The organism is Acetatifactor aquisgranensis (genome assembly GCF_943193215.1).
In the GTDB taxonomy this organism is placed as follows: Bacteria; Bacillota; Clostridia; order Lachnospirales; family Lachnospiraceae; genus Acetatifactor; species Acetatifactor aquisgranensis.
This window is the reverse complement of record NZ_CALPDH010000010.1, coordinates 17,893-44,283: the sequence shown is the minus strand read 5'-3', so window position 1 is coordinate 44,283 and position 26,391 is coordinate 17,893. Positions and strand designations below refer to the sequence as shown.

The following is a 26,391-nucleotide window of genomic DNA, read 5'->3' as shown; positions in this document are numbered from 1 at the left end:
ACCAATGCGGTACGGCAGATTCCGGCGTTATGTAGAATTCCGCCTGCCGCAAAAGCGTCCCGGGCTTACCTGTACCGCGAGACTTTCCATGCAAAGCTGCATCAAACAGGTGATAATCTGCTTCTCCGAATATCTGCCGGAAAGCAGCTGACAGATTTCCTCCGGGGACTTCGGAGTAAAGTCCAGCGCCTTGCAGACCTCAGCCAGTTCCTCCGGCAGGCCGGCTGTCTTCGGCGATTCCAGAAAGATATTGGCGGTCCGGGCATCATCCCGTTTCCTCTGTTCCGGATAAATCGCTTTCTTCCCAGTCTCCCAGATTCTCCAGATTTCCTCCAGAAAGCTCTCAGGGCTGAGCACGATTCCTGCCCCCTGCTTCACCAGGCGGTTGCAGCCGTCGCTCAGCCTGTCCGTCACCCGCCCTGGAATCACATACACCTCCCTGCCCTGCTCCAGTGCCATGTCCACGGTAATCAAAGTCCCGCTCTTTGCCCTGGCCTCCACTACCACCACTGCGTCAGCCAGGCCGCTGACGATACGGTTTCTGGGCGGGAAATTCTGGGGCCTGGCAGGCGTCCCCAGGGGATAGCTGGACAGCACCGTCCCTGTATTTATCAGTTTTTCGTAAATCAATCTATTCTGTGCCGGATAACAAATGTCCACACCGGAGCCCAGCACCCCTACGGAACAGCCTCCTGCCTCCATTGCCGCCTCCTGACTGATGCCGTCGATCCCTCTGGCCATGCCGCTTACCACGGTGACGCCCCGACGCCCCAATGCCGCCCCCAACAGCCTCGCCACATGCCGCCCATACTCGGAACATTCCCTGGCTCCGATGACCGCCACCGCCGGGGCATTCTCCACCGGCAGTTTTCCCCGGATGAACAGGCAGTAAGGAGCGTCCGGAACCGCTTTCAGCCGCTCCGGGTAGCCCTCGTCCGTGATTGTCACCAGCCTGATGCCCTCCTCTCTCATTTTGCGGTATTCCGCTTCCGGCTTCCACCGGGCAGTGTACCTGGCCAGACTCTGCACCTGTTTCGGCGACAGAATCCGCCCCCATGTCTCCTTGTCCGCCAGATACACCGCCTCCGGCCCGCCGCAGAACTCGGCCAGCGCGTGCAGCTTCTTATTTCCTATATCGGGGAAATTGCACAGCCAGCAGGCGTACATATTTTCTCTTTCTTTCCACTCTTCCCGGTTCATGTTTTCTTCCTTTCTCATTTCTCCTTGTCAATGTCCCCAGTATTCCGTGGAGGGGCGGTAAAAGGAAGCCTCCATCAGATGGGGTACCCCGATTTCCTCCGCTCCCTCCAAATCCGCTATGGTCCTGGCCACCCGCAGGATGCGGTGGTACGCTCTGGCGGAAAGCTGGAGGGAGGCGTACAGCTGCTCCATGCACCGCTGCTGCTCCTCCCCGAGCCTGCAGTACCGCTCCATGGCCGAGACCTCGATATCTCCGTTGAAGCGATATGCGCTGCCCTCAAATCTGGCCTCCTGAATCTGCCTGGCCTGCTCCACCCGCCTGCGGATTTCTCCGCTGGATTCGCCCTTTGTCCTGTTCCTCAGGCTTTCATAGTCCACGGATTCCAGTTCCACGCACAAATCTATTCTGTCCAGGATAGGCCCGGACACCTTTCCCATGTACCTGCGCACCCGGGGCTCCGTGCAGCTGCAGCGCTCCGCATCCGGATAGTAGCCGCAGGGGCAGGGATTCATGGCGCAGACCAGCATGAAATCGCTGGGATAGGTGACATTGCCGTTTATCCGGGAGATAGTTACCCTGTGCTCCTCCAGAGGCTGCCGCAGGGCATCCAGAGCCGCTCTCTGGAATTCCGGCAGCTCGTCCAGAAACAGGACGCCTCTGTGGGCCAGAGATATCATCCCCGGCTTGGGCACAGTGCTGCCGCCTATGAGCGCTGCCTGGGAAATCGTGTGATGAGGGCTTCTGAAAGGCCGTTCCGTCACCAGGGTCTCCCCCTCCTCCAAAAGTCCCGCCACGCTGACCACAGATGTCACCTCCAGGCTTTCCTCCAAAGTCAGCGGAGGCAGGATGCCCGGAATCCGCCTGGCAATCATGGACTTTCCCGCGCCGGGCGGGCCTACCATCAGCAGATTGTGAAAGCCTGCCGCCGCGATTTCCGCCGCCCGCCTGGCCGTCTCCTGCCCGGTCACTTCGCTGAAGTCGAATCTCCCCTGCTGCTCACAGCAGCCAAATGCCCTCTCCGAAAAAAGGCGGTCCGTATCCACCTGCACCGGCGGCATCAGCCCATCGCGGTCTGTCTGCCCGGCCGTCAGGAAATACATGATTTCCAGAATATTCTCCGCACCTCTGACGGTTATCCCCGGGATGACGGCGCCCTCCCTCATGTTGGCTTTGGGGACGATGCATTCTCTTATCCCTGCTGCTGCCGCGGCGCGCACAATGGGCAGCACTCCCCTGGCTTTCTTCAGCTCTCCGTTCAGTCCCAGTTCTCCCAGGAACAGGCAGCCTTTCGCCGCATCCCGGGGAACCAGCTCCAGAGCCTCCAGCATCCCCACCGCGATAGGCAGATCAAAGGCAGTTCCGTCCTTTTTCCTGTCTGCCGGTGATAAATTTACGGTAATACGGCAAGGAGGCAGATGCAGCCCCACATTCTTCAGGGCCACCGTCACCCGCTCCCTGGACTCTCTTACCTCCGTGCTCAGGGAGCCCACCATAAAAAAGGCCGGGAGTCCCTTGGCGATGTCCACTTCCACGGAGACCAGATAGGCTGACACCCCGTGAAGCGCACCGGAAAAAATCGTGCTGTACATAAACTAAAACCTCCTGGATTAAATTTGGGCCCATTGCCCATAGAATCGCGAAAGATGTACCGATTTGAAAATATATTAATATAGAAGAAAGACGATTTGGTAATGTTTTTCCGAATGTATTTGTGAAAAATTTTGACATTTATGGCATCCGCCGGGCGGGCGCAAAGGCCCGCATCCGGCAGATCAGATTGACTATGAGAATAAATGCTGCACTGCACCGGGAATCGCAGAGAATCTGTTCGCGCGGATATGACCGCGCACCCCTTCGTCCACGGGAAGAATGTCGAAAGCCACCTCCCTCCCGTCTCCGTCCGCCGCGGGATTGAGCTGCTGGAACAATACCGCCTCCAGCACACCGGCAAGCCTCGCCCGCATCCGCTCCTGCCTGTGGGGCGGGAGCATGTCCAGGATGTCCTCAATGGCATCCACCGCGCTGACGGCATTCATGACGGCAAATACCAGATGCCCTGACTCCGCTGCCGCAATCGCCGCAGTGACGCTCTCCGCGTCTCTCAACTCCCCTATCGCAATGACGTCCGCGTCCTCACGGACAGCCGCATAGATGGCATCGACACAGCCCTTGCTGTCCATGCCTATCTCCCTCTGGTTGACCATAGACCTTTTGTAGGGATGCAGATATTCCACCGGTTCCTCCAGCGTGATGATGAGCGCTTCTCTGCTGTCGTTGATTTTGTTGATGATGGAGGCCAGTGTCGTGGACCTGCCGCTCCCGGCGGAACCTGTCACCAGCACCAGGCCGCTCTCTTTCCGGCTCATCTCCGCCACAGGCTCTGGTATCCCCATCTCCTCCGGCAAAAGGATTTCCTCGTCTATCAGTCGGATGGCAAGAGCTATGCTGCCTTTCTGTTTGTAGGCATTGGCCCGACAGCGCCCTCCCTCCGGCAAAGTAAAGGCAAAAGCGTATTCCCCTCTCTCCTCGAATCTGTCGCGAAAGGCTTCCGGCATGATGCCAATCAGGATATCCAGCATATCCGCTGCCGTAAGTCTGGAACAGTTCATGGAAAACAATTCCCCGCCAATCCGCATCTTCGGCGGCATCCCCGCTGCCAGATGCACATCGCTGGCGCCTGCCTCTCTGGCGCTGCAGATGATTTCATTTATCGCAGACATCGCGTTTCTTCGTCTCCCCTCCCAGAAACCGAAAAACGGTTTCCATCGCCTAAAATCTACAATAGAAACCATAAGACGGCTTCTATTGTCTAAAATCCATTATATACAATTCTCCGGCAAATGACAACCGTTCCGAAAAATTTTCTTCCGGTGCATCTGTTTCCACACAAAAAACTTTACACCTCGTGGAAACACCGCTATAATCTTATCAAATACCAGAAAGCGAGGAATCACCATGACACAGGCAACCGAATTACAAGATGAGTTCTCCCCCGAGAAAATGTTGGAGGATATCCGCAAAGAGCGAAAAGAAAATGCCGCAAAAAGGACTATCGGCACACGCTTCACAGTGCCCAGAACAGGCGTTTCCCTTGACGGACAGCCAAAGGAGGGCATTGATACCATCCTCTACCGTCCTGCCAGCGGGGAAGCGGCCCTCCCTGTGCTATTCAATATGCACGGCGGAGCGTGGATCGGCGGCGATGCTGTCTATATGGAAAGCTTCTGCCAGATGATGGCGGAACGTCTCCCGGCCTTTGTGGTGAACATAAATTACCGCAAAGCGGATGAAAGGCCCTTTCCCTACGCAATCGAGGAGGCAGCGGACTGTGTCTGCTATTTTACGGAACATGCGAAAGAGTACGGAATCGATACAGACCTGATAACAGTGGGCGGACACAGCGCAGGCGCCCAGCTGGCGGCGGGAACGGCGGTTCTTCTGGGGGAAAGAGGCATCTCGCTGGCTGCCCAAATGCTGGTCTATCCCTGCGTACAGATGGATCAGAACGCGGATGAGCTCATGTATCTGATTGGCCCCATGCTGTTCCCGGATTCCCAGGCAGAATATAATGCAGCCCACAGATATGCCTCTCCTCTTGCGGCATCGGACGAAGTGTTAAAATCGCTCCCTCCGGCGATTTTTGTCCTGTGCGGGCCTGACGATTTAAGACCCCAGGGAATCGCTTATGCAAAGCGTCTCATGGAGCTGGCCGTCCCGGTACGCGTTCGGGAATTCATCAGAGCAGAGCACGGTTTTCTGGAAGTGAACCGGCCGGATTATCCAGACGGGGATTCCCGGAAGAACCAGGAACAGGCCGAATATGCCAGACAGGCAGAGGACTTTCTGGCGGGAGAGCTTCAGGCTGTTTTTTCTGAGCGGAATAGGGCAAGGGAGCGTCAGGGATAATTCCCCGGCGCTCCGCCAAATCCGCACTATGGCTGCCGGAACTTCTCCCGCAGCTTCAGCAGCACCTTTTTCTCTATCCCGGACACATACTCTCCTGTCAAGTTAGGGATAAAAAATTTCTACCTCAATTCCACAATCTCTTCCCATTCCCTTTCTCCGTTTTTTCGTACTGTTCTTCTGTCTCTCTGTCTCTTCTCTTCTTCTGACTTCCACTGTTCCAATGAATTTGCTACTGTCTCAAATGAGGCTCCGTTTTTTAATAATGCAGCGTGTCTTCATCGTAAAATCCGTCATGCCATGCCATCCGTTACGCAGGAGAGCCTGCCCCCTTTCAATTCCATCACCCTTTGGCAGCACCCCGTGACCCGAGGGTCATGGGTGGCGACAATGCAAATATGGTCGTCTGCCAGCTGCCTCAGGGTCTTCAGGAAAATCTCGATTGACTCCGCGTCCAGGTTCGCCGTGGGCTCGTCGAAGAGCAGGACATCGGCATCCTGGTAGAGGGCACGCGCTATGGCGATGCGCTGGGCCTGACCGCTGGAGAGACTCAGCCTCCCGTCGTTAACCACCGTACCGTACCGCTCCGGCAGCGTAGAGATATAGCCGCCGATATTGGCCTGGGACGCACAGCGCTCCAATTTCTCCGAATCCACCTCTGCCGCCATGCAGATGTTGGCCTGAATCGTATCGCTGAAAACGAGATTGTCTGCCGGCACGAACCCGATGTGTGCACGGACATCCGTCAGCGTCCCGTCTTCGCGGGTGTGCAGTTCCAGTCTCCCTCCCTCAGGCGGGTACAGACCTGCCAGCACCTTGAGCAGGGTGCTCTTGCCGCATCCGCTCTCGCCGATGACTGCCGTCATCCCTTTCTCGATGGACTGTGTCACGTCCCGGATTACAGGGTCGTCGCTGTATCCGAAAGAAAGGCCCTCCATCCTGACCTCGTCGACTGCAGCCTCGGCATGGCGGGCGGGAAGAAAGCGCTCTTCCTGCCCAAGGCCGTACACCCGCCCCAGACGCCTGGCTGCGACGATTGCCTGGTTCGCCTCCGAGATGATATCGCCCACGGCTGTGAAAGGCCAAACGATGTAGTTCGTCAGCTGGACCACTGCAATCATCCCGCCGACCTTCATTTCCCCTCTGGAGACCAGCAGCGCGCCGCCGCCCAGGGCAATCAGGAACATCACCGACCCCATGACCGTGTTCAGGAAAGCAGATCCCCCTTCCGCGGCTCCCAGCTTCTGGGAACTTTTCACCTTGCGGTTCAACAGACCCGCCAGCTTTTCCCCAATCTTGTCCCCCATGGTGCAGGTCTTGAAGATGGCGAGCTTCTCCACCACGTCCTGCAGGTACACGCGAATCCTTTCCTCATTTTCCGTGTCCGCCTGGCTGGCTTTCTGCACGATGGGCGAGAACACCATCACACAGAGAATCAGCAGGGGAATGCTCACCAGCAGCACCAGCGCCAGCTTCCAGTTGATCCAGAACAGATAGGCGACACCCAGCAGCGCGCTCAGCGCGTTCCCCACAGTATCGCGGATTAGATCCGGCAGGCAGGCGCTGACTTTCTCCACGTCCGCAGTCAGGTTCGTCATGTACTCAGCGCTCGTATGGCGCTGCACCTCCAGCAGGCTGCTGCGGTAGACCTTCTGCACCATGTCCATGCGCAGCTTTTTCGACGTGATGTTGACGGACCTGCGGTATGAGACGGAAAGGCACAGGGCCAATATCCCTTCCGCCGCCAGGATGAGGACAGACATGACGGCGTTATTCAGCAGTGGCATGTTGCTGTCTCCGGCCGCAATATCCACAAATTGTTGCATCACGCGAGTCATGCACATATTGATGCACGCAGCGGCAACCCCCACCGCCGCCAGCAGGGACAGTCCGAACCACACGCTCCGGCTCTGTGCACAAATCCACTTCAGATTTGGCTCTGTATCGGTCTCTTTAGGTTTCTTCATAATTATAAACCGCCTTTCTGCGAAAGGCACTGATGGGGTTATGAAACCCACCATTGCACCTTTCACTCATCACTTTTATCTGTTATACTCACCCAGCAGGATGCCGGCATACTACAGAACCCGAGGAGGTGAGTAACGGGACTGTATAGCGACGCCCCCGTATTTTTATATGGTGTCGGCCAGCCATTAAGGCATCAATGAATGGCGCAAACAAGAGGATGCCTGCACAACTCTTTTTCTTGTATGAACACCATGTTCCCTTTCTTTTTATTTCGTATCGTGGTTCAATACAACTCAGATACTGTGGACTTTTAATTATTTATCTGTAGCTTGACTACTCGACAGGAGTGTATTGCCGCTACCTTTATCTGAATTGTTTATCTGCTGGATGAGCCGGAGCGTCTGTTCCTGAATTCTTATTTCAATCAAGTCTACAGAAACACAATCTTTTTCTCCTGATACATCTGAAATATCTGTCGGACAGGTATTTTTTTCGTAACTGTCAATATAATTACCGGATAATCTCCCCATAAAGACCTCTTAGTCTGCTTTTTTACACAATTTGATATCTGCCCTGCCCACTATTATTATACCAGATTCCATTACCCTTTACAACAAAAAAAGGAGCAGCGCAGGGGCTGCTGTCTATGAGCTGCCCCCCTGTCGCCCCTTACTCTTTACTACTCCTCGAACTTCTCCCTCAACTTCCCCAAGGCCTTCTTCTCAATCCTCGACACATAGCTTCTGGAGATTCCCAGCCTCTCTCCAATCTCGCTCTGGGTCACCTCCCGGTTCCCATAGAGCCCATAGCGCATAATCAGAACCTGGCGCTCCCTGGGCGTCAGGTTCGCGTCCATCAAAGCGAACAGCCGCCGAATATTTCCGGTCAGCTCCATGCTCTCCAAGATATCCGGCTGGTTCTGTTCTATCACGTCCACCAGATGAATCTCGTTCCCCTCTTTGTCCTGACCGATGGGCTCGAAGAGCGACACCTCCCTGGAAGATTTTTTCTTCCCACGCAGGAACATCAGCAGTTCATTCTCGATGCATCTGCAGGCGTAGGTAGCGACCCGTCCCTTTTTTTCGTCAAAGGTCCTGATGGCCTTAATCAGTCCGATACAGCCGATGGAGATGAAATCCTCTATATCCTCATCCGCATTCTGGTACTTTTTTGCAATATGAACGACCAGCCGCAGATTCCTCTCCACCAGAATCTTCTGCGCCCGTTCTGCCTCCTCAGGGGAACCGTCCCGCAGCAGTCGGATATACTCGGCCTCTTCCTCCTGAGTCAGTGGTTTTTGAAAAGTCTCCAAGACAACCCCCATGGATTACTCTTAACATATTTTATGTATCGACTCCATCCACGGTGCCTGTCACAATGAATCGAATGAAAATAAACCAAATATCGTTTGTTTTTACTCGGTTCACAGCAAAAACTGCGCCATCACATAATTGCTCACATCCAGCCCTTTTTCTGTCAAAGACAGACGCCTCAAAGCAGCACGCTCTTCCTTTCCCGCAAAATCACAATCCATCCTCAAAAGCCCGTCCCGGATATTCTTCCCGATCACTTCCCCGTACACTTCCTCCATGCCGCAGCCGAAAAGCCGCCGGAACAGGCCCTCATCCACCCCTTCCGTCATCCGCAGCCCAAGGAACATGAATTCCTCCATCTGCTCCTCCCGGCTCAGCTGCCGGACATCCTCCCTGCACCCGGATGAATTCGCCAGATAAGCCTGCAGATCCGTGCCGTTTTTGAAACGGACATTTTCCACCAGAGAAGCTGCTCCCAGCCCAAAGCCCGCATAGTTCTCCCTGGTCCAATAGCCGCGGTTATGCCTGCATTCGCAGCCCTCTTTCGCATAATTGGATATCTCATAGCGGCGGTATCCTCTCCGGGCCAAAAGCTCTTTCGTCTCCTGGTACATCAGTCTGTCCGTGTCCTCGTCGGGAATCTCCAGCATTCCTTTTTCATATAAGTCATATAGATGAGTGCCCTCCTCCAGAATCAGGCTGTATGCCGAAATATGCTCCGGCGCAGACTCCAGGGACAGGACTTTTTCCAATGTATTCCTGTACCGGGAAAGCGTCTGACCGGGAAGCGCGCTCATGATGTCCACATTGATATTCCGGAAGTCCGCCTTTCTGGCCTTCGTGTAGGTCTCCAGAAACTGCTCCCAGGTATGGATTCTTCCGATGGATGCCAGCTCTTTGTCGTCGGCGGACTGCAGGCCTATGCTCAGCCGGTTGACGCCCGCCTCCCGATACCGGGAAAGCGCTTTTTCAGACACGGTTCCCGGGTTTACCTCCATAGTGATTTCCGCATCCTGCGCCAGGCTGTAATGCTCCTTTACAGTCCCCAGCATATCTTCGATACAGAAAACCGGCGCCACAGAAGGCGTCCCTCCGCCTATGAATACGCTGGAAACCGTATATTTCGCATACGAAAGGGCGCTTCCCGCCGTCTCGGCGAGAAGCGCTTCCATATATCTTTTTATCGTTCCCTCATCCGCCGGGGCGGAAAGGAAATCACAGTAGAAACATTTTCTGACGCAAAAAGGGATGTGGAAATACAGTTCCAATCTATCATCCATGGCTCTGCCTCACCTTTCACAGTTGCCGGGTGCGCTCAATCGTCACCCAGCTTCAGCACGCTCAGGAAAGCCTTCTGGGGCACCTCCACGCTGCCAATCTGGCGCATGCGCTTCTTGCCCTCTTTCTGCTTCTCCAACAGCTTCTTCTTTCGGGTGATGTCTCCGCCGTAGCACTTTGCCAGCACGTCCTTGCGCATGGCTTTCACGGTCTCCCTGGCGATGACCTTGCCGCCCACAGCCGCCTGGATGGGAATCTCGAACAGATGCCTGGGAATCTCCTCTTTCAGTTTCTCGCACATCCTGCGCCCTCTCTCATAGGCGGAGTCCGAGTGCACGATGAACGAAAGAGCGTCTACTTCTTCTTTGTTAATCAGAATATCCAGTTTCACCAGCCTGGACTCCTCGTAGCCCTTGATGTCATAGTCAAAGGAGGCATAGCCCTTGGATCTGGACTTCAGCGCATCGAAAAAGTCATAGATAATCTCATTCAATGGCAGATCGTACCGCAGAAGCGCACGGCTGGCCTCTATATATTCCATTCCCAGATACCGTCCCCGCCTCTCCTGGCAGAGTTCCATGATGGAGCCGATGAACTCGCTGGTCACCATAATCTCCGCGCTGACCACAGGCTCCTCCATATGCTCGATGACCGAAAGATCCGGCAGGTTGGAGGGATTCGTCAGCTCGATGACTTCCCCGTTAGTCTTGTATACCTTATATACTACGCCGGGGGCAGTGGCCACCAGGTCCAGATTGTACTCCCGCTCCAGCCTCTCCTGAATCACTTCTAAATGCAGCAGTCCCAGAAAGCCGCAGCGGAACCCGAATCCCAGCGCGGCAGAAGTCTCCGGCTCATACTGCAGGGCGGCATCGTTCAGCTGAAGCTTTTCCAGCGCATCCCGCAGATCCGGATATTTCGCGCCGTCCGCCGGGTAGAAACCGCAGTAGACCATGGACTGTACCTTTTTATAACCGGGCAGCGGAGCTTCACAGGGATTATTGTCATCCGTGACAGTGTCTCCTACTTCCGTCTCCTTGACATTCTTGATGGAAGCCGTGATATATCCCACCATGCCGGCGGAAAGTTCTTCGCAGGGGATGAACTGGCCTGCACCGAAGACGCCCACCTCCACTACTTCCTCTTTAGCCCCTGTGGCCATCATACGGATGGCCGTTCCCTTTTTCACGGTTCCCTCCATGACGCGGCAGAAAATGATGACTCCTTTGTAGGGATCATAAAGGGAATCAAAAATCAGCGCCTGCAGCGGTGCCCCCGGATCTCCCCCGGGAGCGGGAATCTTCTTCACGATCTGCTCCAGCACATCCTCGATGCCGATGCCGTTCTTGGCGGATATCAGAGGAGCGTCCTGGGCCTCCAGCCCTATCACATCCTCGATTTCATCAATGACCCGCTGGGGCTCCGCGCTGGGGAGGTCGATCTTGTTGATGACCGGAATCACGTCCAGGTCATGATCCAGCGCCAGATAGACATTGGCAAGGGTCTGAGCCTCGATGCCCTGAGCCGCGTCCACCACAAGAATCGCGCCGTCACAGGCAGCCAGGGAACGGCTGACTTCATAGTTGAAATCCACATGTCCCGGGGTGTCTATCAGATTGAAGATATACTCCTCCCCATCCCGGGCCTTGTACACTGTGCGGACGGCCTGGGCCTTGATGGTGATGCCCCTCTCCCGCTCCAGGTCCATATTGTCCAGCACCTGTGCCTGCATCTCCCTGCTGGTCAAAAGACCTGTCTGCTCGATGATACGGTCCGCCAGCGTGGATTTGCCGTGATCTATATGCGCAACGATACAAAAGTTGCGGATTCTGCTCTGTTCCAGTTTCCTGTCCATGGACTTCACTTCCGTTTCCTCGTTCCTTTATTTTCATTCAATCGTATTTTCCGCAGAATCTCTTACCGCCGTTTCCGCGAATCAGTATGATTGTATCAGAATTACGGGGAATTGTCCAGACAGTGGGAGAATCTTTCTACCGGTTTCTACCAGGCTTCTACCAGTTCTCCTCCTCTTCGCCCTCGTGGATATCGGATTTCGGCCTGCTCAATCCCGCAATCTCGATTCCGTTCTTCTGCGCGTAATCCCAGAGGGCAGCGTGTATCGCCTCCTCCGCCAGCAGGGAGCAGTGCACTTTCACCGGCGGCAGGCCGTCAAGCGCCTCCATGACCGCCTTATTGGTCACCTGAAGAGCCTCCCGGATGGTCCTGCCCCTGACCAGCTCCGTGGCCATGGAACTGGTAGCCACAGCGGCCCCGCATCCGAAGGTCTTGAATTTCGCCTCCCGGATAATCCCCTCTTCGTCAATATCCAGGAAAATCCTCATGATATCGCCGCATTTGGCGTTCCCCACAGTCCCTACGCCGCTGGCATCCTCTATCTCTCCCACATTCCTTGGATTCTGGAAATGATCCATTACTTTTTCACTGTACATAAATTCCTCCTGGTCTTGATATAATCCGTATCTGTGAAAATCAGACTTTCTGCGATTTGAGGAAATCCTCGTATAACGGTGACATATCGCGGAGCCTGCCTACGATTTGCCTCAGGTGCTCTACTACGACATCCATCTCTTCTTTCGTATTCTCCTCCGAGAGGGTCATCCTGAGAGAACCGTGGGCCTCCTCATGCTTCAGCCCCAGGGCCAGCAGCACATGGGAGGGGTCCAGGGAGCCGGAGGTACAGGCGGAACCGCTGGAGGCGCATATCCCTTTCATATCCAGCATGATGAGCACCGATTCCCCCTCTACGAACCGGAACGAGAAGTTCACATTGCCGGGAAGCCTCTTTTCCCGATGGCCGTTCAGGCGGCAGTAGGGAATCTCTTTCTCAATCCGGTCAATCAGGTAGTCCCGAAGCTCCCTCTCCCGCCTGCCTTTCTCTTCCATGAGCCTCTGCGCCCTTTGGACCGCGGCGGCGTATCCAACGATGCCGGGGACATTCTCCGTCCCCGCCCGTCTGTTCCTCTCCTGGGCCCCGCCGTGTACAAAGGAACGGATTTTCAGGCCTCCGCGGATGTAGAGCATGCCGATGCCCTTGGGGCCGTTCAGCTTGTGGGCGCTGGCGCTGAGCATGTCGATGTGCAGTTCGTCCACATTGACGGGAATCTGCCCGAAAGCCTGCACCGCGTCCGTGTGGAACAGGATACCCCTCTCCTTTGCAATGGCCCCGATTTCCCCAATGGGCTCTATGCTGCCGATTTCATTGTTGGCGAACATGACGCTGATCAGAATGGTGTCAGGGCGGATGGCCGCTTTCAGTGCCTCCAGATCCACGATTCCGTCCCTGTCTACGTCCAGATAGGTCACCTCATATCCCCTCTTCTCCAGATATTCGCAGGTGTGCAGAACCGCATGGTGCTCTATCTTCGTGGTGATGATGTGCTTTCCTTTCTCACTGTAACTCTCCGCGGCCGCTTTGACCGCCCAGTTGTCCGCCTCTGTTCCGCCTGCCGTAAAATAGATTTCCTCAGGTCCGGCGCCGATGCTCCCGGCTATGGTCCTGCGGGCTTCGTTTATAGCCTTTTTCCCGGCAGATCCAAGGGAATAGATGGCGCTGGGATTCCCGTACATTTCCGTGAAATAGGGCAGCATGGCCTCCACTACCTCCGGGGCGGTCTTTGTGGTGGCCGCATTGTCCAGATATATCATTTTCGTGTCGCTCCTTTCTCTTATAGCCTCTGTTTTAATTCATACTATTTTACTAGGAATTATATTCACAATATACCACTTCCTATCCGCTCTGTCAACTGTCTCTTGTTTTCCCCTGCTGTTCTGCCATTTGTACCTTTGGAATATAATAATGAAAAACGAAAGTCCCAAAATCCATATGAAAACAAAGCAACATCACCCCCTGATTGTGGGCACATTCATCCTTACCGCCACCGGAATCGCAAGCCGCCTTATCGGCTTTTTGTACCGCATCTACCTCTCCCGCCAGTTCGGCGAGGAAAGCATGGGAATCTACCAGCTGCTTGGCCCGGTACTGTCCCTGTCCTTTTCCCTGACTGCCGCCGGATACCAGACCGCCATCTCAAAGCTGGTGGCGGAACAGGCCGCGACGCAGAAAATTCCCTCCCGCCGTCCTCTTGTGGCGGGGCTGTGCGTTTCCCTTCCCCTGTCACTGATCTGCAATGCCGTGCTGTTCTTTTTCGCCGATACCATCGCCGCGACCCTGCTGCAGGAGTCCCGCACCGCCTCCATGCTGCGCATCCTTTCCTTTTCCATCCCCCTGGGCGCAGTGCATTCCTGCATCAACGGCTATTTCTACGGCATAAAAAAAGCCGGGATTCCGGCCGGGGCACAGCTTCTGGAGCAAATCGTCCGCGTAGGCTGTGTATACATAGTCTCCTCCCGCATCCTGGCGATGGGACGCACGCCCTCTGTCAGCGTGGCGGTGCTGGGACTCACCGTGGGGGAATTGGCCTCCATGCTGCTGACCATAGCTGCTGTCTGGCCCGGGAAACTTCCGGGCAAATCCTTTTCCAGGCTTTCTCCTGCAGACGGAAGAAGCGGAAACGCCGTCCTCTTCGGCAAGCTGATGGCCCTGGCCCTGCCCCTGACCGCCAACCGCATCGTCCTGAATCTCCTTCAGAGCGTGGAAGCCGTGTCCATCCCCGCCAGACTCAGGCTCTACGGCTATGACAATGCCACTGCCTTAAGCGTCTACGGCGTGTTCACCGGCATGGCCATGCCCTTCATCTACTTTCCCAATGCCCTGACCAGCTCCGTGGCCGTCCTGCTGCTGCCCGTCATCTCGGAGAATTACGCCCTGGGGAACATGGCGGCTGTACGCAGCGCCACCGTCCGCACCGTAAAATACTGCGGGCTTATGGGCTTTGGATGCCTGGGGGTATTCGTCCTGTTCGGCAACTGGGCAGGCACCACCCTCTTCAACAGCCCCCTCGCCGGCTACTTCATCACCACCCTGGGCTTCATCTGCCCCTTCCTCTATCTGGACACCACACTGTCCAGCATCCTGCAGGGGCTGGGGCTGGCGGGGCATACATTTGCCATGAATGCGGTCTGCCTGCTCATACGGCTGGCTTTCATCTTCTTTGCCGTCCCCCGCTTCGGAGTCAGAGGCTTCCTCTGGGGCCTTCTGGCCAGCCAGCTGACCCTGGGAATCCTTTATCTCCTCTGCCTCTACGGCTTCCTGAGGAATAAACGGCCGGATACGTGAGATGCAGATTTTCAAGCGCCATACACTTTGGCGCTTGAAAATCTTCTCACGCTATTCCAGCATCTTCTTCAGTTCATCCACAAAAGTATTCACATCCTTGAACTCCCTGTACACGGAGGCAAAGCGCACATAGGCCACCGCGTCCAGGTCTTTGAGCTTATTCATCAGAAGCTCCCCTATGACCTGACTGGAAATCTCCTTTTCCTCTCTGTTGAAGATTTCATTCTCCACCGCATCCACCAGCCTGGTAATCTCCTGGGCGCTCACCGGCCTCTTGTGGCAGGCCCGCAACAGGCCGCCCTCTATCTTGGACCGGTCATAGGTCTCTCTATTGTCGTCTTTTTTGATGATAATCAGCGGAATGGTCTCGATTTTCTCATAGGTGGTAAAGCGTTTCCCGCACTCATCGCAGACCCGTCTGCGGCGGATGGAATTGTTCTCCTCCGCAGGCCGGGAATCGATCACTCTTGTATTTTCATGATTGCAAAACGGACATTTCATGATTCTTCTCCTCTTCCGGTACACTACATGCCTGCCATCATCCCTAACGTATCATATTCAACAGTGAATGTCAACGAGAATAATGTCCGGCCCTATCTGTCTGATGTCCTTGAAAGGAATCACGATGTTGGGCTCACAGTTCAAAAATCCCAGCAGCTTGTTCCCCCCGGGCACCATGATTTTGCAGATGCAGCCGCTGCAGGCATCGAACTCCAGGTCGCATACCCTGCCCAGCTTTTTGCAATTATTGATATTGATGACATCCTTGCTCTTCAATTCCGAATAAAGCATGGAAATCCTCCTTTCCCATAAAACATTGCTTCTATATACAAGTATGCGGTATATGGGAAATATGAGAACGGCCTACAGGAACAAATTACGTTTTCCTGCTTCTGCAGGGAATATTTTTCTGCTCCGGGTACATACTACCACTATAATCCAACGCGCTCCACGCGCAGAAATGAGGAAGGAAATGACACAGGGAAAAGTGGAAATCTGCGGGGTGAATACCTCAAAACTCCCCTTGCTGAAAGCGGACGAGAAAGAAGCTCTCTTCAAACAGATCGAGGCCGGGGACGAGAGGGCCAGAGAGGCTTATATTGAGGGAAATCTGCGTCTGGTTTTAAGCGTCATCAAGCGCTTCTCCTCCAGCAATGAAAATGTGGACGATCTGTTCCAGATCGGCTGTATCGGCCTGATCAAGGCCATAGACAATTTCGACACCTCCCTGAACGTGAAGTTCTCCACCTATGCAGTGCCTATGATCATCGGGGAAATCAGGCGTTTCCTGCGGGACAACAGCCAGCTGCGCGTCTCCCGCTCCTTAAAGGACACTGCCTACAAGGCAATCTACGCCAGGGACGCCCTGACCAGGAAGAATCTAAAGGAGCCCTCCATCGAGGAGATCGCCACGGAAATCGGCATCGCAAAAGAGGACATCGCCTACGCTCTGGACGCCATCCAAAATCCTATGAGCCTCTACGAGCCCATCCTCACGGACGGAGGCGACACCCTCTATGTGATGGACCAGATCAGCGATAAAAAAAATAAGGAAGAGAACTGGGTGGAACATCTCTCCCTCAGCGAAGCCATGAAGCGCCTGAACCCCAGGGAGCATGAAATCATCTCCCTGCGCTTTTTTGAGGGGAAGACCCAGATGGAGGTAGCCGAAGCCATAGGTATCTCCCAGGCCCAGGTCTCCCGGCTGGAAAAAAATGCCCTGCGCTCCATGCGCAACTATCTGACCGCCTGACGCGGTCACCGTTACATAGAACCTCCCATCCAATCCGGCATCCTCACCTGACGCACCGCTTCAGCCCTCATTTCTTCCCCAGCTTCCGAAATAGCATAAACAGCCTGTATAACAGATATCCTGTCACAGCCCCCAAAGTATTGGTCAGGATATCGTCTATCTGGAATATCCCCCGCCCCGTAATCAGCTGCATGGTCTCAATGCACAGACTGGTCAGCGCTCCCAATACCAGGCAGTGAAGCAAATGCCCGCACCGCTTACAGGCCAGGCAGCCCAAAAAGCCATACGGCACGAAGAGCAGTATGTTCTCTATGACAAAAGCGTTATTCCTGTCATTGATTCCCCAGGTGGAGAACAGCTCCAGATCAAAGCCCTCGCTGCCCCCGCTCTCTCTGGACAAAAAGGTGATGATTAGCATCAGAGAGATGTAAACGACAAAAGCCGCCACTGGAAATTTCGCCACCGGCGTCTTCCCCTTTCGACTCCTGAAACCGTTTATTCCCCACAAAAAAAGAGATGCCAACAAAAGCCCCATAGCAAGGCCGTAGGGCAGGAACCTCACCATGGACATCATATCCCGATATATATATGCAAACATTTCGTATTCTCCGCAGCTTCTTGCGGAAGGTCCGGCTCATCAGAGCGCGTCGGAAAAGCTGTCAGTACTCGTCCCAGTTTTCCCTGGCATGCTCCCAGATTTCTTTTTTCTCAGAAAGCATTTCGTTCATCCAGCAGATGGCCTCTGCCACGCCGTCCTCCCCAAAGGGAAACTCAGCAGTCTCCCTCTTCTCTTCAGGTGTCTTAAAAAAAGCAAAGGGCTCCGGCCATACCGTACAGAGGAGCTTTTTCCCGCCGGTCCCACCGGCGGCGCCCTCCGCATCGGTAATGCCCTCCAGACGGTAGCGCATGCCCTGGTGGCAGCCCGTAAACTCCGTCTTCTTCAAATATTCCATCGATAATATATCATCTCGTTGTATCAACGTTTTTATACCTGTCTCATCGTTCATTTTGTGTGACAGCCGTAAATCCCTCCTGACTGTCCACTATATTTATTCTACCCTATTTTTTCCCGTTTGCATAGCCTAAATATGGTTGCTCATCTCTTTTTTTAGCTGGCGCATGATTTTCTTTTCCAGCCTGGATATGTATGATTGGGAAATCCCCAGAAGGGAGGCCACCTCTTTCTGGGTCATTTCCTGCCCATCCTTGGTGCCCAGTCCGAACCGCAGCTTGATGATCCGCTTCTCCCGCTCCGACAGCTTGCTGATGGCTCCCATGAGGAGCTTCCGCTCCACCTCGTTCTCGATATCCCGGTAGATGACATCCTCGTCGGTCCCCAGGATATCCGACAGCAGGAGCTCGTTCCCGTCCCAGTCCACGTTCAGGGGCTCATCGATGGAGACTTCCAGTTTGGTCTTGTTGTTCCTGCGCAGATACATCAGTATCTCGTTCTCGATGCATCTGGAGGCATAGGTGGCCAGCTTGATATTCTTGTCCGGTTTGAAAGTATTGATGGACTTGATCAGACCGATGGTCCCGATGGATATCAGGTCCTCCACTCCCACACCGGTATTGTCGAATTTCTTTGCTATGTATACCACCAGACGCAGATTGTGCTCAATCAAGATAGCCTTTGCCTCGTCGTCGTATTCCGTCCCCAGGTCGCTTATGACCTGGCTTTCCTTTTCCAGTTCCAGCGGAGGAGGCAGCACCTCGGCACCGCCGATATAATGAATCTCGCCCTCCTTGCGCAGGAGCAGCTTATCCCTGTGAATCATCTTAAATTGCATTTTTCCCGGTATCATGACCTTCAGTATCATAGCGCCTCTCATTCTGCCGTTTCCCACGGCCTCCCATTTTTGGCCTTCGCAAAGAGCCTGGGATTGATTATCATATTCACGGACTCTGCGCCCGCACTGTCCGCAGCTGAAATTTTCTCATGGCTGACAGCCACATACACATCGGTAAAACGATACTTCATGCCTCCTGTCTCCAGAACAAGTTCCGGAAGCAGATAGCCTGGCAGGATGCCATGTTTCTTCCCGATGCTGTGATAGGGGACCGCTCGGAAGCCCTCTTCGTCCCTTTCCCACAATTCATCGAACACCGCCCTCCCCACTACGCAGACAGGTTTCCCGCTGACGGGCTCGAACAGGCTGTTTCCGGAGTCTATCAGGGCCACCGCCTGAAATCTCTTCCCTTTTCTGGACAATACAGCCCTGCAGAGACTGTCTCCCGCATATAAATCGTCTTTAAACCGTCTAAACAGCAGAAAGAAGACCGCTCCCATCCCCAAAATGCCCGGGACGCTGACAATTATCCCGCGAAGTCCGGGCACGAACCCGATCAGGAAGAGCATGGCCCCGCCCATCCCGAAAGAATACAGCACCAGCCTCTCTAAAAGCTTCAGGAACATTCTCAAGCCCCTCACACGGAATGTGAGACAGAGCATGCCCGCCGTCCCGGCAGCCGCTCCTGCTGCCAGCTTCAGGATTCCGGGGCCTCCTCCCAGGAAAGGAATCAGCCCGCAGGCCGCTCCCAGGGCCGCCCCCGCCGCCATCCTGCCAAGGCCCGCAATCTGCAGGGTGCTCCTGTCCACCAGGAGCAAAAGGTACAGGTTCATCATGAAATTGAGAAAGAACAGGCTGTCAACATATAGCTCATAGTGCATCGGCATCATCCTTTTCATAATCATTATAAAGGGATTGTACTTCAGAATTTGTCAAAGAGAGGGAAAAATCCCAAGAATTTTTCGACAAAAAAGCCGGACAGGAACTGCCCGGCTCTATATCACAAATTATTTCAGCTTCTTTTGCGCTATTTCCTCTGAAGGAAATCAGGTATCTTCAATGTCTTCTCCTCCACGGAGCTGCGGATGTCCACAGGCTTCTGGATGCCCTGGACAGATCCCTGCTGCACAGGAGAAGTCTGTACGGGAGGCGTATTCATCCCCTTGTTCTGCTGTCTGTAGATACTGCCTGTCCCAAATCTGGACTGAGCCTGCATAGTATTTCCCGCTTCCTCTAAGCCGGTGGCAATCACCGTAACGGTACAGCTGTCTGATTTGTTCTCATCATACATAGCGCCGAAGATGATGTTCACATCCTCTCCGGTCAGGCTCTGAACATAGTCCGCCGCATCGCTGGCATCCGGCAGGGAAATATCCCCGGATACATTCAGGATCACATCCGTGGCTCCGCTGATGGTAGTCTCCAGCAGAGGGCTCTCCACTGCCATCTTCACAGCCGACAAAGCCTTGTCGTCGCCCTTGCCCTCACCGATGCCGATATGCGCGATACCCTTATCCTTCATGACGGTCTGGATATCCGCGAAGTCCAGATTGATGATGGCAGGCAGATTGATCAGGTCCGTGATGCCCTGTACCGCCTGCTGCAGCACCTCATCCGCTTTCTTAAGCGCCTCCGGCATGGTAGTGCGCCTGTCCACGATTTGCAGTAATTTATCATTCGGTATGACGATTAATGTATCTACATTCTCCTTGATGCGCTCAATGCCGCTGAGGGCGTTCACCGTGCGCGTCCTGGCCTCGAAGCGGAAAGGTTTGGTCACCACGCCCACCGTAAGGATGCCCATATCCTTTGCCAGCTTGGCCACCACGGGCGCAGCGCCGGTTCCCGTGCCGCCCCCCATACCGCAGGTGACGAACACCATATCCGCTCCTTTCAGTGCGGCAGAGATGTCCTCGGCGCTCTCCTCCGCAGCCTTCTCACCGATTTCCGGCTTCGCTCCGGCTCCAAGACCTTTCGTCAGCTTCTCCCCAATCTGCAGGAGCATCGGCGCCTTGCACAGCTGCAGAGCCTGCTTATCCGTGTTGACTCCCACGAAGTCCACACCGTCAATCTGTTCGTCAATCATTCTATTTACAGCATTATTACCTGCGCCTCCAACACCGACTACTATAATCTTGGCAGCAGATTCAGCATCGTTCGTCTTAATTTCAAGCAAAGATATGCCCTCCTTTTTTCCGTCTTCATTACCATATTTACTATCATATAATCATTTTTCAAATTTATCAACTGTTTTCTTCAAAAAACTCCAATTATTAGGTAAAAGAATCATCGGCGTTCACTCAGGCTTGAAAACATATTTCCCGCTGTCCGCGTCATAGGTCTGCATCTGCAGCGTACCGCTCTTCCCCTCCAGGTTGGACAGGAGCCCGGGGAGAATCATCAGCTTGTCCTCCAGCGCAGCGGGCTCATTCCCCAGAGAGACCTTGACCTGTTCAAAATAGAGGGTAATCTCCCCGGATTTGTTAAAATATATCTTGTCCGATGCCAGTTCGTACTTCTGCAGCATCTGGGTAATGTTCAGGATGCTGTTGAAAATCTCCTCATTTCCCACCGGCAGCTTTTCCCCTGTGACCATATAGTCGAACTGCAGGCCCATAATCTGGGGCACACCCACCGTCTTGATGCTGGAACTCTCCACCACATAGCCGTCCCTGTCGAAATAGATGTAAGTGTCCAGATACCGCACACAGCCTGTCAGGCTCTTCTCGTACACGATAATCTTGACCGTATCCGGAGAGAGGATGTCCACGTCCACCACGTCCACAAAGGGAATGCCCTCTATCCCCTTGTTTTTGTATTTCAGGGAAAGATAGAGGGAATTGTCCCCCAAAGGCCCTTTCATGACGATTGCCTTAATCTCTTCCTCTGTATAATGGACATTCCCCTCCACGTAAACCGTCTGAATGGTATATGTCTTTTTGACATAGCCCGCTGCCCCGGCCGCGGCCAGGAACAGAATCGCCAGTAAAATACAGATACTCACTCTGCTTTTCCTAAACACTTGCCACACGCGCTCCTAATTCTCTGAAATCCCTGCCAATGTTTTCATATCCCCGGTAGATATAGGGACATCCCCCTACAAAGGTCTCTCCCTCCGCCATCAGCCCGGCCACCACCAAAGCGGCGCCGCCCCGCAGTTCCCTGGCCTCCACATGAGCGCCCTGCAGCGTCTCCACACCGTGGACCAGCACGCTTTCAGGACTGTCCGCTTCCACCAAAGCCCCCATCTTTTCCAGCTCCTCCACCACACGGAAACGGTTCTCAAAGATACGCTCCCGGATACGGCTGCGTCCCTTTCCCCTTGTCTCCACCGCCAGCACCACTGACTGGAGATCCGTGGGGAAGCCCGGGTAGGGCGCTGTGACCAGTTCTATGGCTGCGGGCCTCGCGGGAGCCTGTACATAGATGCCCTCCCTGGAGGCATATACGCGCCCGCCCATCTGTTCTGCAGCCTCCAGCACCGACCGCATCTCTTCCTCAGGGGCCTGTTCCAGAAGCACGTTGCCCCCGGCGCCGATGCAGCCGAACAGATAAGTCCCCGCCACAATCCGGTCCGCCGGCACCGTAAAATCGGTTCCATACAGCCGCCGTCCGCCGTGAATCACCAGCCTGTCAGTCCCGACGCCCTCGATCCACGCGCCGCACCGCTGCAGGAACAGGCACAATGCGGAAACCTCAGGTTCCATGGCTGCCCCCTCGAGCACGGTATCGCCCTCCGCCATCACCCCTGCCAGGACTATATTCTCGGTAGCCCCCACAGAAGGGAACGGCAAAGCGATATCCGCTCCATGCAGCCTGTCAGATACGGCTCGCAGGCATCCCTCTTCCTCTGTAAACTCCACCCCCATCTGCCTCAGCGCGGACAGATGCAGATCGATGGGACGTTCTCCTATGACACATCCTCCCGGATGCTCCATGACCACCTCGCTGCATCTTGCGATCAGCGCTCCCAAAAGACAGAGGGAAGAACGCATCCCTTTCACCGCGTCTTTGGGCATCTCGGCCCTGCGCACCTGTGACGAGTCCACGGCAATGCCCCTCTTCTGCCAGTGTACGCTGCAGCCCAGGCTCTTCAAGAGGCTGATCATGGAGTATACATCCGCTATTCTGGGACAATTCCTGATAAGAGACTCCTCTCCCACAAGCAGCGTAGCCGCCAGCACAGGCAGCGAAGCATTTTTAGAACCTTGTACACGAACTTTTCCCTGTAGGGCAATACCGCCCTGAATACGAATAGAATCCATAAAGCACCATCCGGCTCAAGTTTTTGGATATTCTATCCTATGAGGGAAACGCCGGAAGCGTACCTTGTCCCATCCCGGTTCCTGAAAAAGCATGCGAAAAGCTGCCTTGTTTTACAGTTCCTTTAACTGTATCCGCCTTGCCACGCTTAAGACCAGCCCGATTTCTATCAGCAAAAACATCACTGAGGAGCCTCCGTAACTGATAAAGGGAAGAGAGATTCCCGTGTTGGGGATGCTGTTGGTCACCACGGCGATGTTCAGGATGGCCTGTATGGCGATATGTCCCATGACGCCCACCACCAGCATGGCTCCGAACAGATCCGGCGCGTTGTTGGCGATGACCATCATCCGCCACAGCAGCATGACGAACATGATGATGACGGCAATGGCTCCGAAAAGCCCAAGTTCCTCGCAGATAATGGAGAAGATCATATCATTCTGGGCCTCAGGCAGGTAGTTCAGCTTCTGCATGCTCTGCCCCAGCCCCTTGCCCCAGACGCCGCCGCTGCCGATGGCGTACAAGCCCTGCAAAGTCTGGAAGCCTGTGCCCGCCGCATCGCTCTCCGGATCCAGCCATGCGGTGATTCTTCCAAAACGGAAGTTCACCTCCTCCCCCTCCGCGGCGTTCTGTGTGGAGGATACCGCCAGGAACACTACCAGCGCCGCCGCTGCCACTACCAAAGCGCCCATGACAATGAATTTCTTGTAGTCAGGACTTGCCACGAATACCATCAGCACTGAAATTCCCATGATGATGATGGCGGAGCTCAGGTTCCTGGTAATCAGATAGATTTCCAGCACCACGGGGATAGGCAGGACAACCATGAGGATGAAGCCCTTCATGGTGCGCACATTCTTTCCGATTTTGCATACCATCACCGCAAGAAAGAGAATCAGGCACAGCTTCGCCACCTCCGCCGGCTGCAGATTCAGCCCGATGCCGGGAATCTTGATCCAGCGCCTGGCTCCGTGGGACTCCACCCCCAGGGGCGTCAGCACCACAGGCACCAGCGCCATGGATATCAGGTACCCCAACAGCGCGAACCGCTCCCAGAAATGATAGGGAATATTCGCCACCACAATCATCATCACCATGCCGATTACAATGGCTATCAGCTGTCTCTTCATATAATATGTAGTTTCCCCGTAACTCTGGAATGCTTCATAGGAACTGGCCGAATAAATCATCACCAAACCGAAGCCCAGCAGGAACAGCACAACGAATAAGAGGCTGTAGTCAAAAAAATATTCCGACTGCTCTTTTCTCTTCCGTCTATGTCTTACCTGTGCCCTCATCCATATACCCCTCTACAACTGATTCACGTATTCCTTGAAAAGGCGCCCCCGCTCCTCATAATTGGAGAACATCCCCCAGCTGGCACAGGCCGGTGAGAGAAGCACCGCGTCGCCGCTTTCGGCCAGACTGGTGCACAGTTTCAGACATTCCTCAAATGTATCCGCGAAACGGATGTTTTCAAAGCCGTGCTTTCTGGCGCATTCCGCGATTTTTTCTTTTGTCTGGCCGATCAGCACCATCCATTTCACTTTCCCCTCAAAGCTTTCAATCCATTCGTCATACTCGCTGTTCTTATCGTACCCCCCGCCAATCAGAATCGTGGGTCTGTTCATGGCGCGGATTCCCTGGACGGCCGCATCGGGGTTGGTCCCCTTGGAGTCATTGTAATAGTCCACTCCCGCTTTCGTGGCCACAAATTCAATGCGGTGTTCCACGGCCCTGAACTCCCTGATGACGCCCAGAATCGTGTCCATGGGCACTCCCATCCCCTGTGCGATGGCAATGGCAGCCATGACATTCTCCACATTGCACAGGCCTACCAGTCTCATGTCACTGTGGATGTCCATGAGCTCCTGCCCGCTGCCGGAAATACTCTTAAATATTTTGTCTCCCTTTAGATAATAGCCGTCTTCCAGCTCCCTTGCAGAAGAAAAATATACCACTCTGGCAGGGCATCTCTCCCCGAACTGTCTCGTGTATTTATTTTCATAATTTAAGACACATATGTCATCTTTTGTCTGCGCTGCAGCGATGTTCTCTTTCGCCGCTATGTAGGCCTCCATGGTGTGATGGCGATTCAAGTGATCCGGCGTGATATTCAGGATTGCCGAGACTGCCGGATGGAACGTGCGGGTGGTCTCCAGCTGGAAAGAACTGATTTCCCCCACTGTCACGGACTGTTCCGTGGTCTTTTTGCTCTCCGCAGTGTAGGGGTTGCCGATATTGCCCACCACGAACACATTCTCCGCTCCCAGGTGCGCCTTCATGATTTCGCCCACCAGCGTAGTGGTGGTGGTCTTGCCGTTGGTACCCGTAATGGCGGCTATTCTGCCTTTCTCCTGCCAAAAACCAAGCTCAATCTCTCCGATGATTTCCATGGAATGCCCTTCTTCCATTCTGCTCTCCCGCAGACGGTTCACCAGCGGAATATCCGTGGGCACACCGGGGCTCAGCACCACAGTCTCTACGTCCTGCAGATATGAATCCGGCAGTTCCCCCGCCACGCAGGCCGCTTTGCTCTCCGCAGGAAGAAGCGCCCTCAAAGATTCTTCCGTCAGTTTCTCATTGCTGTCATACAATATGACTTCGGCCCCCATGCTTTCCAGGCAGGCCACCGCGCTGACTCCGCTCAGGCCGGAGCCGATCACAAGGCACTTTATGCCCTGACGTTTCATTCCCCGGAATTTCTCCCCAGATTTCATCTCTGTTTCCTTTCTGACTTCCCGTCACATGTGTCTTACATGGCCCGCAGGGCCACCAGGCACATCAATGCTGTAATGATGGTGAACAGCGCCGTGATTTTCGTCTCCGACCATCCGCAGAGCTCAAAATGATGATGCAGGGGCGCCATGCGGAAAATCCGCTTTCCTCCGCTCATCCTGAAGTATCCCACCTGCAGGATGACGGAGCAGACCTCCACCAGATAAATAATGCCGATAATCGCTATGTAAAGCGGCATCTGCAGCATGTAGCCGCAGCCCGCCACGAACCCTCCCAGCGCCAGGGAACCGGTATCTCCCATGAAGACCGCCGCCGGATGGACATTGAAAAGCAGAAATCCCATCAGCGCCCCGGCCACGGCGCATGTCACAGGCTCTATCCCCGCCGAAGAGCCGATTGCCGCCACGGAGAAGAACACCGCCACCATCAAGGTGACGCTTCCCGCCAGTCCGTCCAGCCCGTCGGTGAAATTCGTACCGTTCGCCGTTCCCAATGTGACGAAAAACAGTATGGGTATGTTCCAGACACCGAAATCCAGATATCTGCCAGGCAGAAAAGGCACTTTCATGGCAAGGCTCACATCCGTATAACAGGTCAGATACCAGACAAAGATGCCGGTGACCAGCAGCTGCCCTAACAGCTTCTGCCATGGCGAAAGCCCCATGGAACGCCTGCATACCACTTTTATGTAATCATCCATGAGCCCTACCAGCCCGAATCCCACTGTCAGCAGCAGCACCGGCGCTATCCTGGGATAATCCTTTATGAACAGCAGGGAGGTGGCTGTCACGCTGAACAGTATCAGTACGCCTCCCATGGTAGGAGTACCCATCTTCTTCAGATGGGCGGCAGGGCCGTCGCTCCTGACCATCTGGCCGCATTTCAGCCATCGCAGGAAAGGAATCAGCATCGGCCCCAAAAGGGAACTGACAAAGAAAGAAAACATGACTGCTGTAATACTGATTTTGCCCATTTGTCATACCTTT

25 protein-coding genes are annotated in these 26,391 nt (G+C 54.5%); 3 read left to right on the top strand and 22 right to left on the bottom strand.

Going from position 1 to position 26,391, the window contains the following annotated elements; genetic code table 11:
• Positions 1 to 27: 27 nt before the first annotated feature.
• The 3 genes from dprA to NFS35_RS10280 all read right to left on the bottom strand — a co-directional run bounded on the left by dprA (position 28) and on the right by NFS35_RS10280 (position 3,921).
• Complete coding sequence (gene dprA, locus NFS35_RS10290; RefSeq protein ID WP_251207042.1) at positions 28 to 1,218, bottom strand: DNA-processing protein DprA; 1,191 nt, start codon at positions 1,216 to 1,218, stop codon at positions 28 to 30.
• 9 nt (positions 1,219 to 1,227) lie between these two features.
• Complete coding sequence (locus tag NFS35_RS10285) at positions 1,228 to 2,790, bottom strand: YifB family Mg chelatase-like AAA ATPase (RefSeq protein WP_251207041.1); 1,563 nt, start codon at positions 2,788 to 2,790, stop codon at positions 1,228 to 1,230.
• 192 nt (positions 2,791 to 2,982) lie between these two features.
• Positions 2,983 to 3,921, bottom strand: coding sequence for a type IV pilus twitching motility protein PilT (locus NFS35_RS10280; protein ID WP_251207040.1), 939 nt, complete (start codon positions 3,919 to 3,921; stop codon positions 2,983 to 2,985).
• A gap of 235 nt (positions 3,922 to 4,156) precedes the next feature.
• On the opposite strand from NFS35_RS10280, the gene NFS35_RS10275 reads away from it, so the two are divergent.
• The gene (locus NFS35_RS10275) at positions 4,157 to 5,107 is read left to right on the top strand and encodes an alpha/beta hydrolase (protein ID WP_251207039.1); all 951 of its coding nucleotides are present in this window, start codon (positions 4,157 to 4,159) and stop codon (positions 5,105 to 5,107) included.
• A 290-nt stretch (positions 5,108 to 5,397) separates the two neighbouring features.
• Here the strand turns inward: NFS35_RS10275 and NFS35_RS10270 are convergent, their stop codons facing one another.
• The 7 genes from NFS35_RS10270 to nifS form a co-directional block, all read right to left on the bottom strand.
• Complete coding sequence (locus tag NFS35_RS10270; RefSeq protein ID WP_251207038.1) at positions 5,398 to 7,071, bottom strand: ABC transporter ATP-binding protein; 1,674 nt, start codon at positions 7,069 to 7,071, stop codon at positions 5,398 to 5,400.
• 315 nt (positions 7,072 to 7,386) lie between these two features.
• Complete coding sequence (locus NFS35_RS10265) at positions 7,387 to 7,602, bottom strand: hypothetical protein (protein WP_251207037.1); 216 nt, start codon at positions 7,600 to 7,602, stop codon at positions 7,387 to 7,389.
• A gap of 149 nt (positions 7,603 to 7,751) precedes the next feature.
• Positions 7,752 to 8,384: an RNA polymerase sporulation sigma factor SigK gene (gene sigK / locus NFS35_RS10260; RefSeq protein ID WP_251207132.1), complete on the bottom strand. Its 633-nt coding sequence runs from the start codon at positions 8,382 to 8,384 to the stop codon at positions 7,752 to 7,754.
• A 111-nt stretch (positions 8,385 to 8,495) separates the two neighbouring features.
• On the bottom strand, positions 8,496 to 9,665 hold the full coding sequence (gene hemW / locus NFS35_RS10255; protein ID WP_251207036.1) for a radical SAM family heme chaperone HemW: 1,170 nt from the start codon (positions 9,663 to 9,665) through the stop codon (positions 8,496 to 8,498).
• 35 nt (positions 9,666 to 9,700) lie between these two features.
• Complete coding sequence (lepA, locus tag NFS35_RS10250; protein WP_251207035.1) at positions 9,701 to 11,518, bottom strand: translation elongation factor 4; 1,818 nt, start codon at positions 11,516 to 11,518, stop codon at positions 9,701 to 9,703.
• Positions 11,519 to 11,675: 157 nt separating this feature from the next.
• Positions 11,676 to 12,113: a Fe-S cluster assembly scaffold protein NifU gene (gene nifU, locus NFS35_RS10245; protein ID WP_251207034.1), complete on the bottom strand. Its 438-nt coding sequence runs from the start codon at positions 12,111 to 12,113 to the stop codon at positions 11,676 to 11,678.
• Between the two features lie 40 nt (positions 12,114 to 12,153).
• Entirely contained in the window at positions 12,154 to 13,329 is a 1,176-nt protein-coding gene (nifS, locus tag NFS35_RS10240; protein ID WP_251207033.1) for a cysteine desulfurase NifS, read from the bottom strand.
• A 151-nt stretch (positions 13,330 to 13,480) separates the two neighbouring features.
• On the opposite strand from nifS, the gene NFS35_RS10235 reads away from it, so the two are divergent.
• Positions 13,481 to 14,860, top strand: a complete 1,380-nt coding sequence (locus NFS35_RS10235; RefSeq protein ID WP_251207032.1) for a polysaccharide biosynthesis protein — start codon at positions 13,481 to 13,483, stop codon at positions 14,858 to 14,860.
• 51 nt (positions 14,861 to 14,911) lie between these two features.
• Here the strand turns inward: NFS35_RS10235 and nrdR are convergent, their stop codons facing one another.
• On the bottom strand, positions 14,912 to 15,361 hold the full coding sequence (gene nrdR / locus NFS35_RS10230; protein WP_251207031.1) for a transcriptional regulator NrdR: 450 nt from the start codon (positions 15,359 to 15,361) through the stop codon (positions 14,912 to 14,914).
• A gap of 57 nt (positions 15,362 to 15,418) precedes the next feature.
• Positions 15,419 to 15,652: a PRC-barrel domain-containing protein gene (locus NFS35_RS10225; RefSeq protein WP_251207030.1), complete on the bottom strand. Its 234-nt coding sequence runs from the start codon at positions 15,650 to 15,652 to the stop codon at positions 15,419 to 15,421.
• A gap of 181 nt (positions 15,653 to 15,833) precedes the next feature.
• On the opposite strand from NFS35_RS10225, the gene sigG reads away from it, so the two are divergent.
• The gene (gene sigG / locus NFS35_RS10220; protein WP_251207029.1) at positions 15,834 to 16,613 is read left to right on the top strand and encodes an RNA polymerase sporulation sigma factor SigG; all 780 of its coding nucleotides are present in this window, start codon (positions 15,834 to 15,836) and stop codon (positions 16,611 to 16,613) included.
• Between the two features lie 67 nt (positions 16,614 to 16,680).
• On the opposite strand, the gene NFS35_RS10215 is transcribed toward sigG, so the two are convergent.
• The 10 genes from NFS35_RS10215 to mraY form a co-directional block, all read right to left on the bottom strand.
• Complete coding sequence (locus NFS35_RS10215; protein WP_251207028.1) at positions 16,681 to 17,211, bottom strand: VanZ family protein; 531 nt, start codon at positions 17,209 to 17,211, stop codon at positions 16,681 to 16,683.
• A 61-nt stretch (positions 17,212 to 17,272) separates the two neighbouring features.
• Positions 17,273 to 17,566: a hypothetical protein gene (locus NFS35_RS10210; RefSeq protein ID WP_251207027.1), complete on the bottom strand. Its 294-nt coding sequence runs from the start codon at positions 17,564 to 17,566 to the stop codon at positions 17,273 to 17,275.
• Between the two features lie 129 nt (positions 17,567 to 17,695).
• On the bottom strand, positions 17,696 to 18,433 hold the full coding sequence (gene sigE, locus NFS35_RS10205; RefSeq protein ID WP_251207026.1) for an RNA polymerase sporulation sigma factor SigE: 738 nt from the start codon (positions 18,431 to 18,433) through the stop codon (positions 17,696 to 17,698).
• Positions 18,434 to 18,441: 8 nt separating this feature from the next.
• Positions 18,442 to 19,284, bottom strand: a complete 843-nt coding sequence (locus NFS35_RS10200; protein WP_251207025.1) for a sigma-E processing peptidase SpoIIGA — start codon at positions 19,282 to 19,284, stop codon at positions 18,442 to 18,444.
• Between the two features lie 146 nt (positions 19,285 to 19,430).
• Complete coding sequence (gene ftsZ, locus NFS35_RS10195) at positions 19,431 to 20,579, bottom strand: cell division protein FtsZ (RefSeq protein WP_251207024.1); 1,149 nt, start codon at positions 20,577 to 20,579, stop codon at positions 19,431 to 19,433.
• Positions 20,580 to 20,699: 120 nt separating this feature from the next.
• Positions 20,700 to 21,407, bottom strand: a complete 708-nt coding sequence (locus tag NFS35_RS10190) for a cell division protein FtsQ/DivIB (RefSeq protein WP_251207023.1) — start codon at positions 21,405 to 21,407, stop codon at positions 20,700 to 20,702.
• Between the two features lie 10 nt (positions 21,408 to 21,417).
• On the bottom strand, positions 21,418 to 22,668 hold the full coding sequence (murA, locus tag NFS35_RS10185) for a UDP-N-acetylglucosamine 1-carboxyvinyltransferase (RefSeq protein WP_251207022.1): 1,251 nt from the start codon (positions 22,666 to 22,668) through the stop codon (positions 21,418 to 21,420).
• 111 nt (positions 22,669 to 22,779) lie between these two features.
• A complete protein-coding gene (locus NFS35_RS10180; protein ID WP_251207021.1) occupies positions 22,780 to 23,964 on the bottom strand; it encodes an FtsW/RodA/SpoVE family cell cycle protein in 1,185 nt (394 codons plus the stop codon).
• A 12-nt stretch (positions 23,965 to 23,976) separates the two neighbouring features.
• On the bottom strand, positions 23,977 to 25,359 hold the full coding sequence (murD, locus tag NFS35_RS10175) for a UDP-N-acetylmuramoyl-L-alanine--D-glutamate ligase (protein WP_251207020.1): 1,383 nt from the start codon (positions 25,357 to 25,359) through the stop codon (positions 23,977 to 23,979).
• Positions 25,360 to 25,421: 62 nt separating this feature from the next.
• Positions 25,422 to 26,378 (bottom strand): phospho-N-acetylmuramoyl-pentapeptide-transferase, encoded by a 957-nt coding sequence (gene mraY, locus NFS35_RS10170; RefSeq protein ID WP_251207019.1) that lies wholly within the window; start codon positions 26,376 to 26,378, stop codon positions 25,422 to 25,424.
• Positions 26,379 to 26,391: the final 13 nt, after the last annotated feature.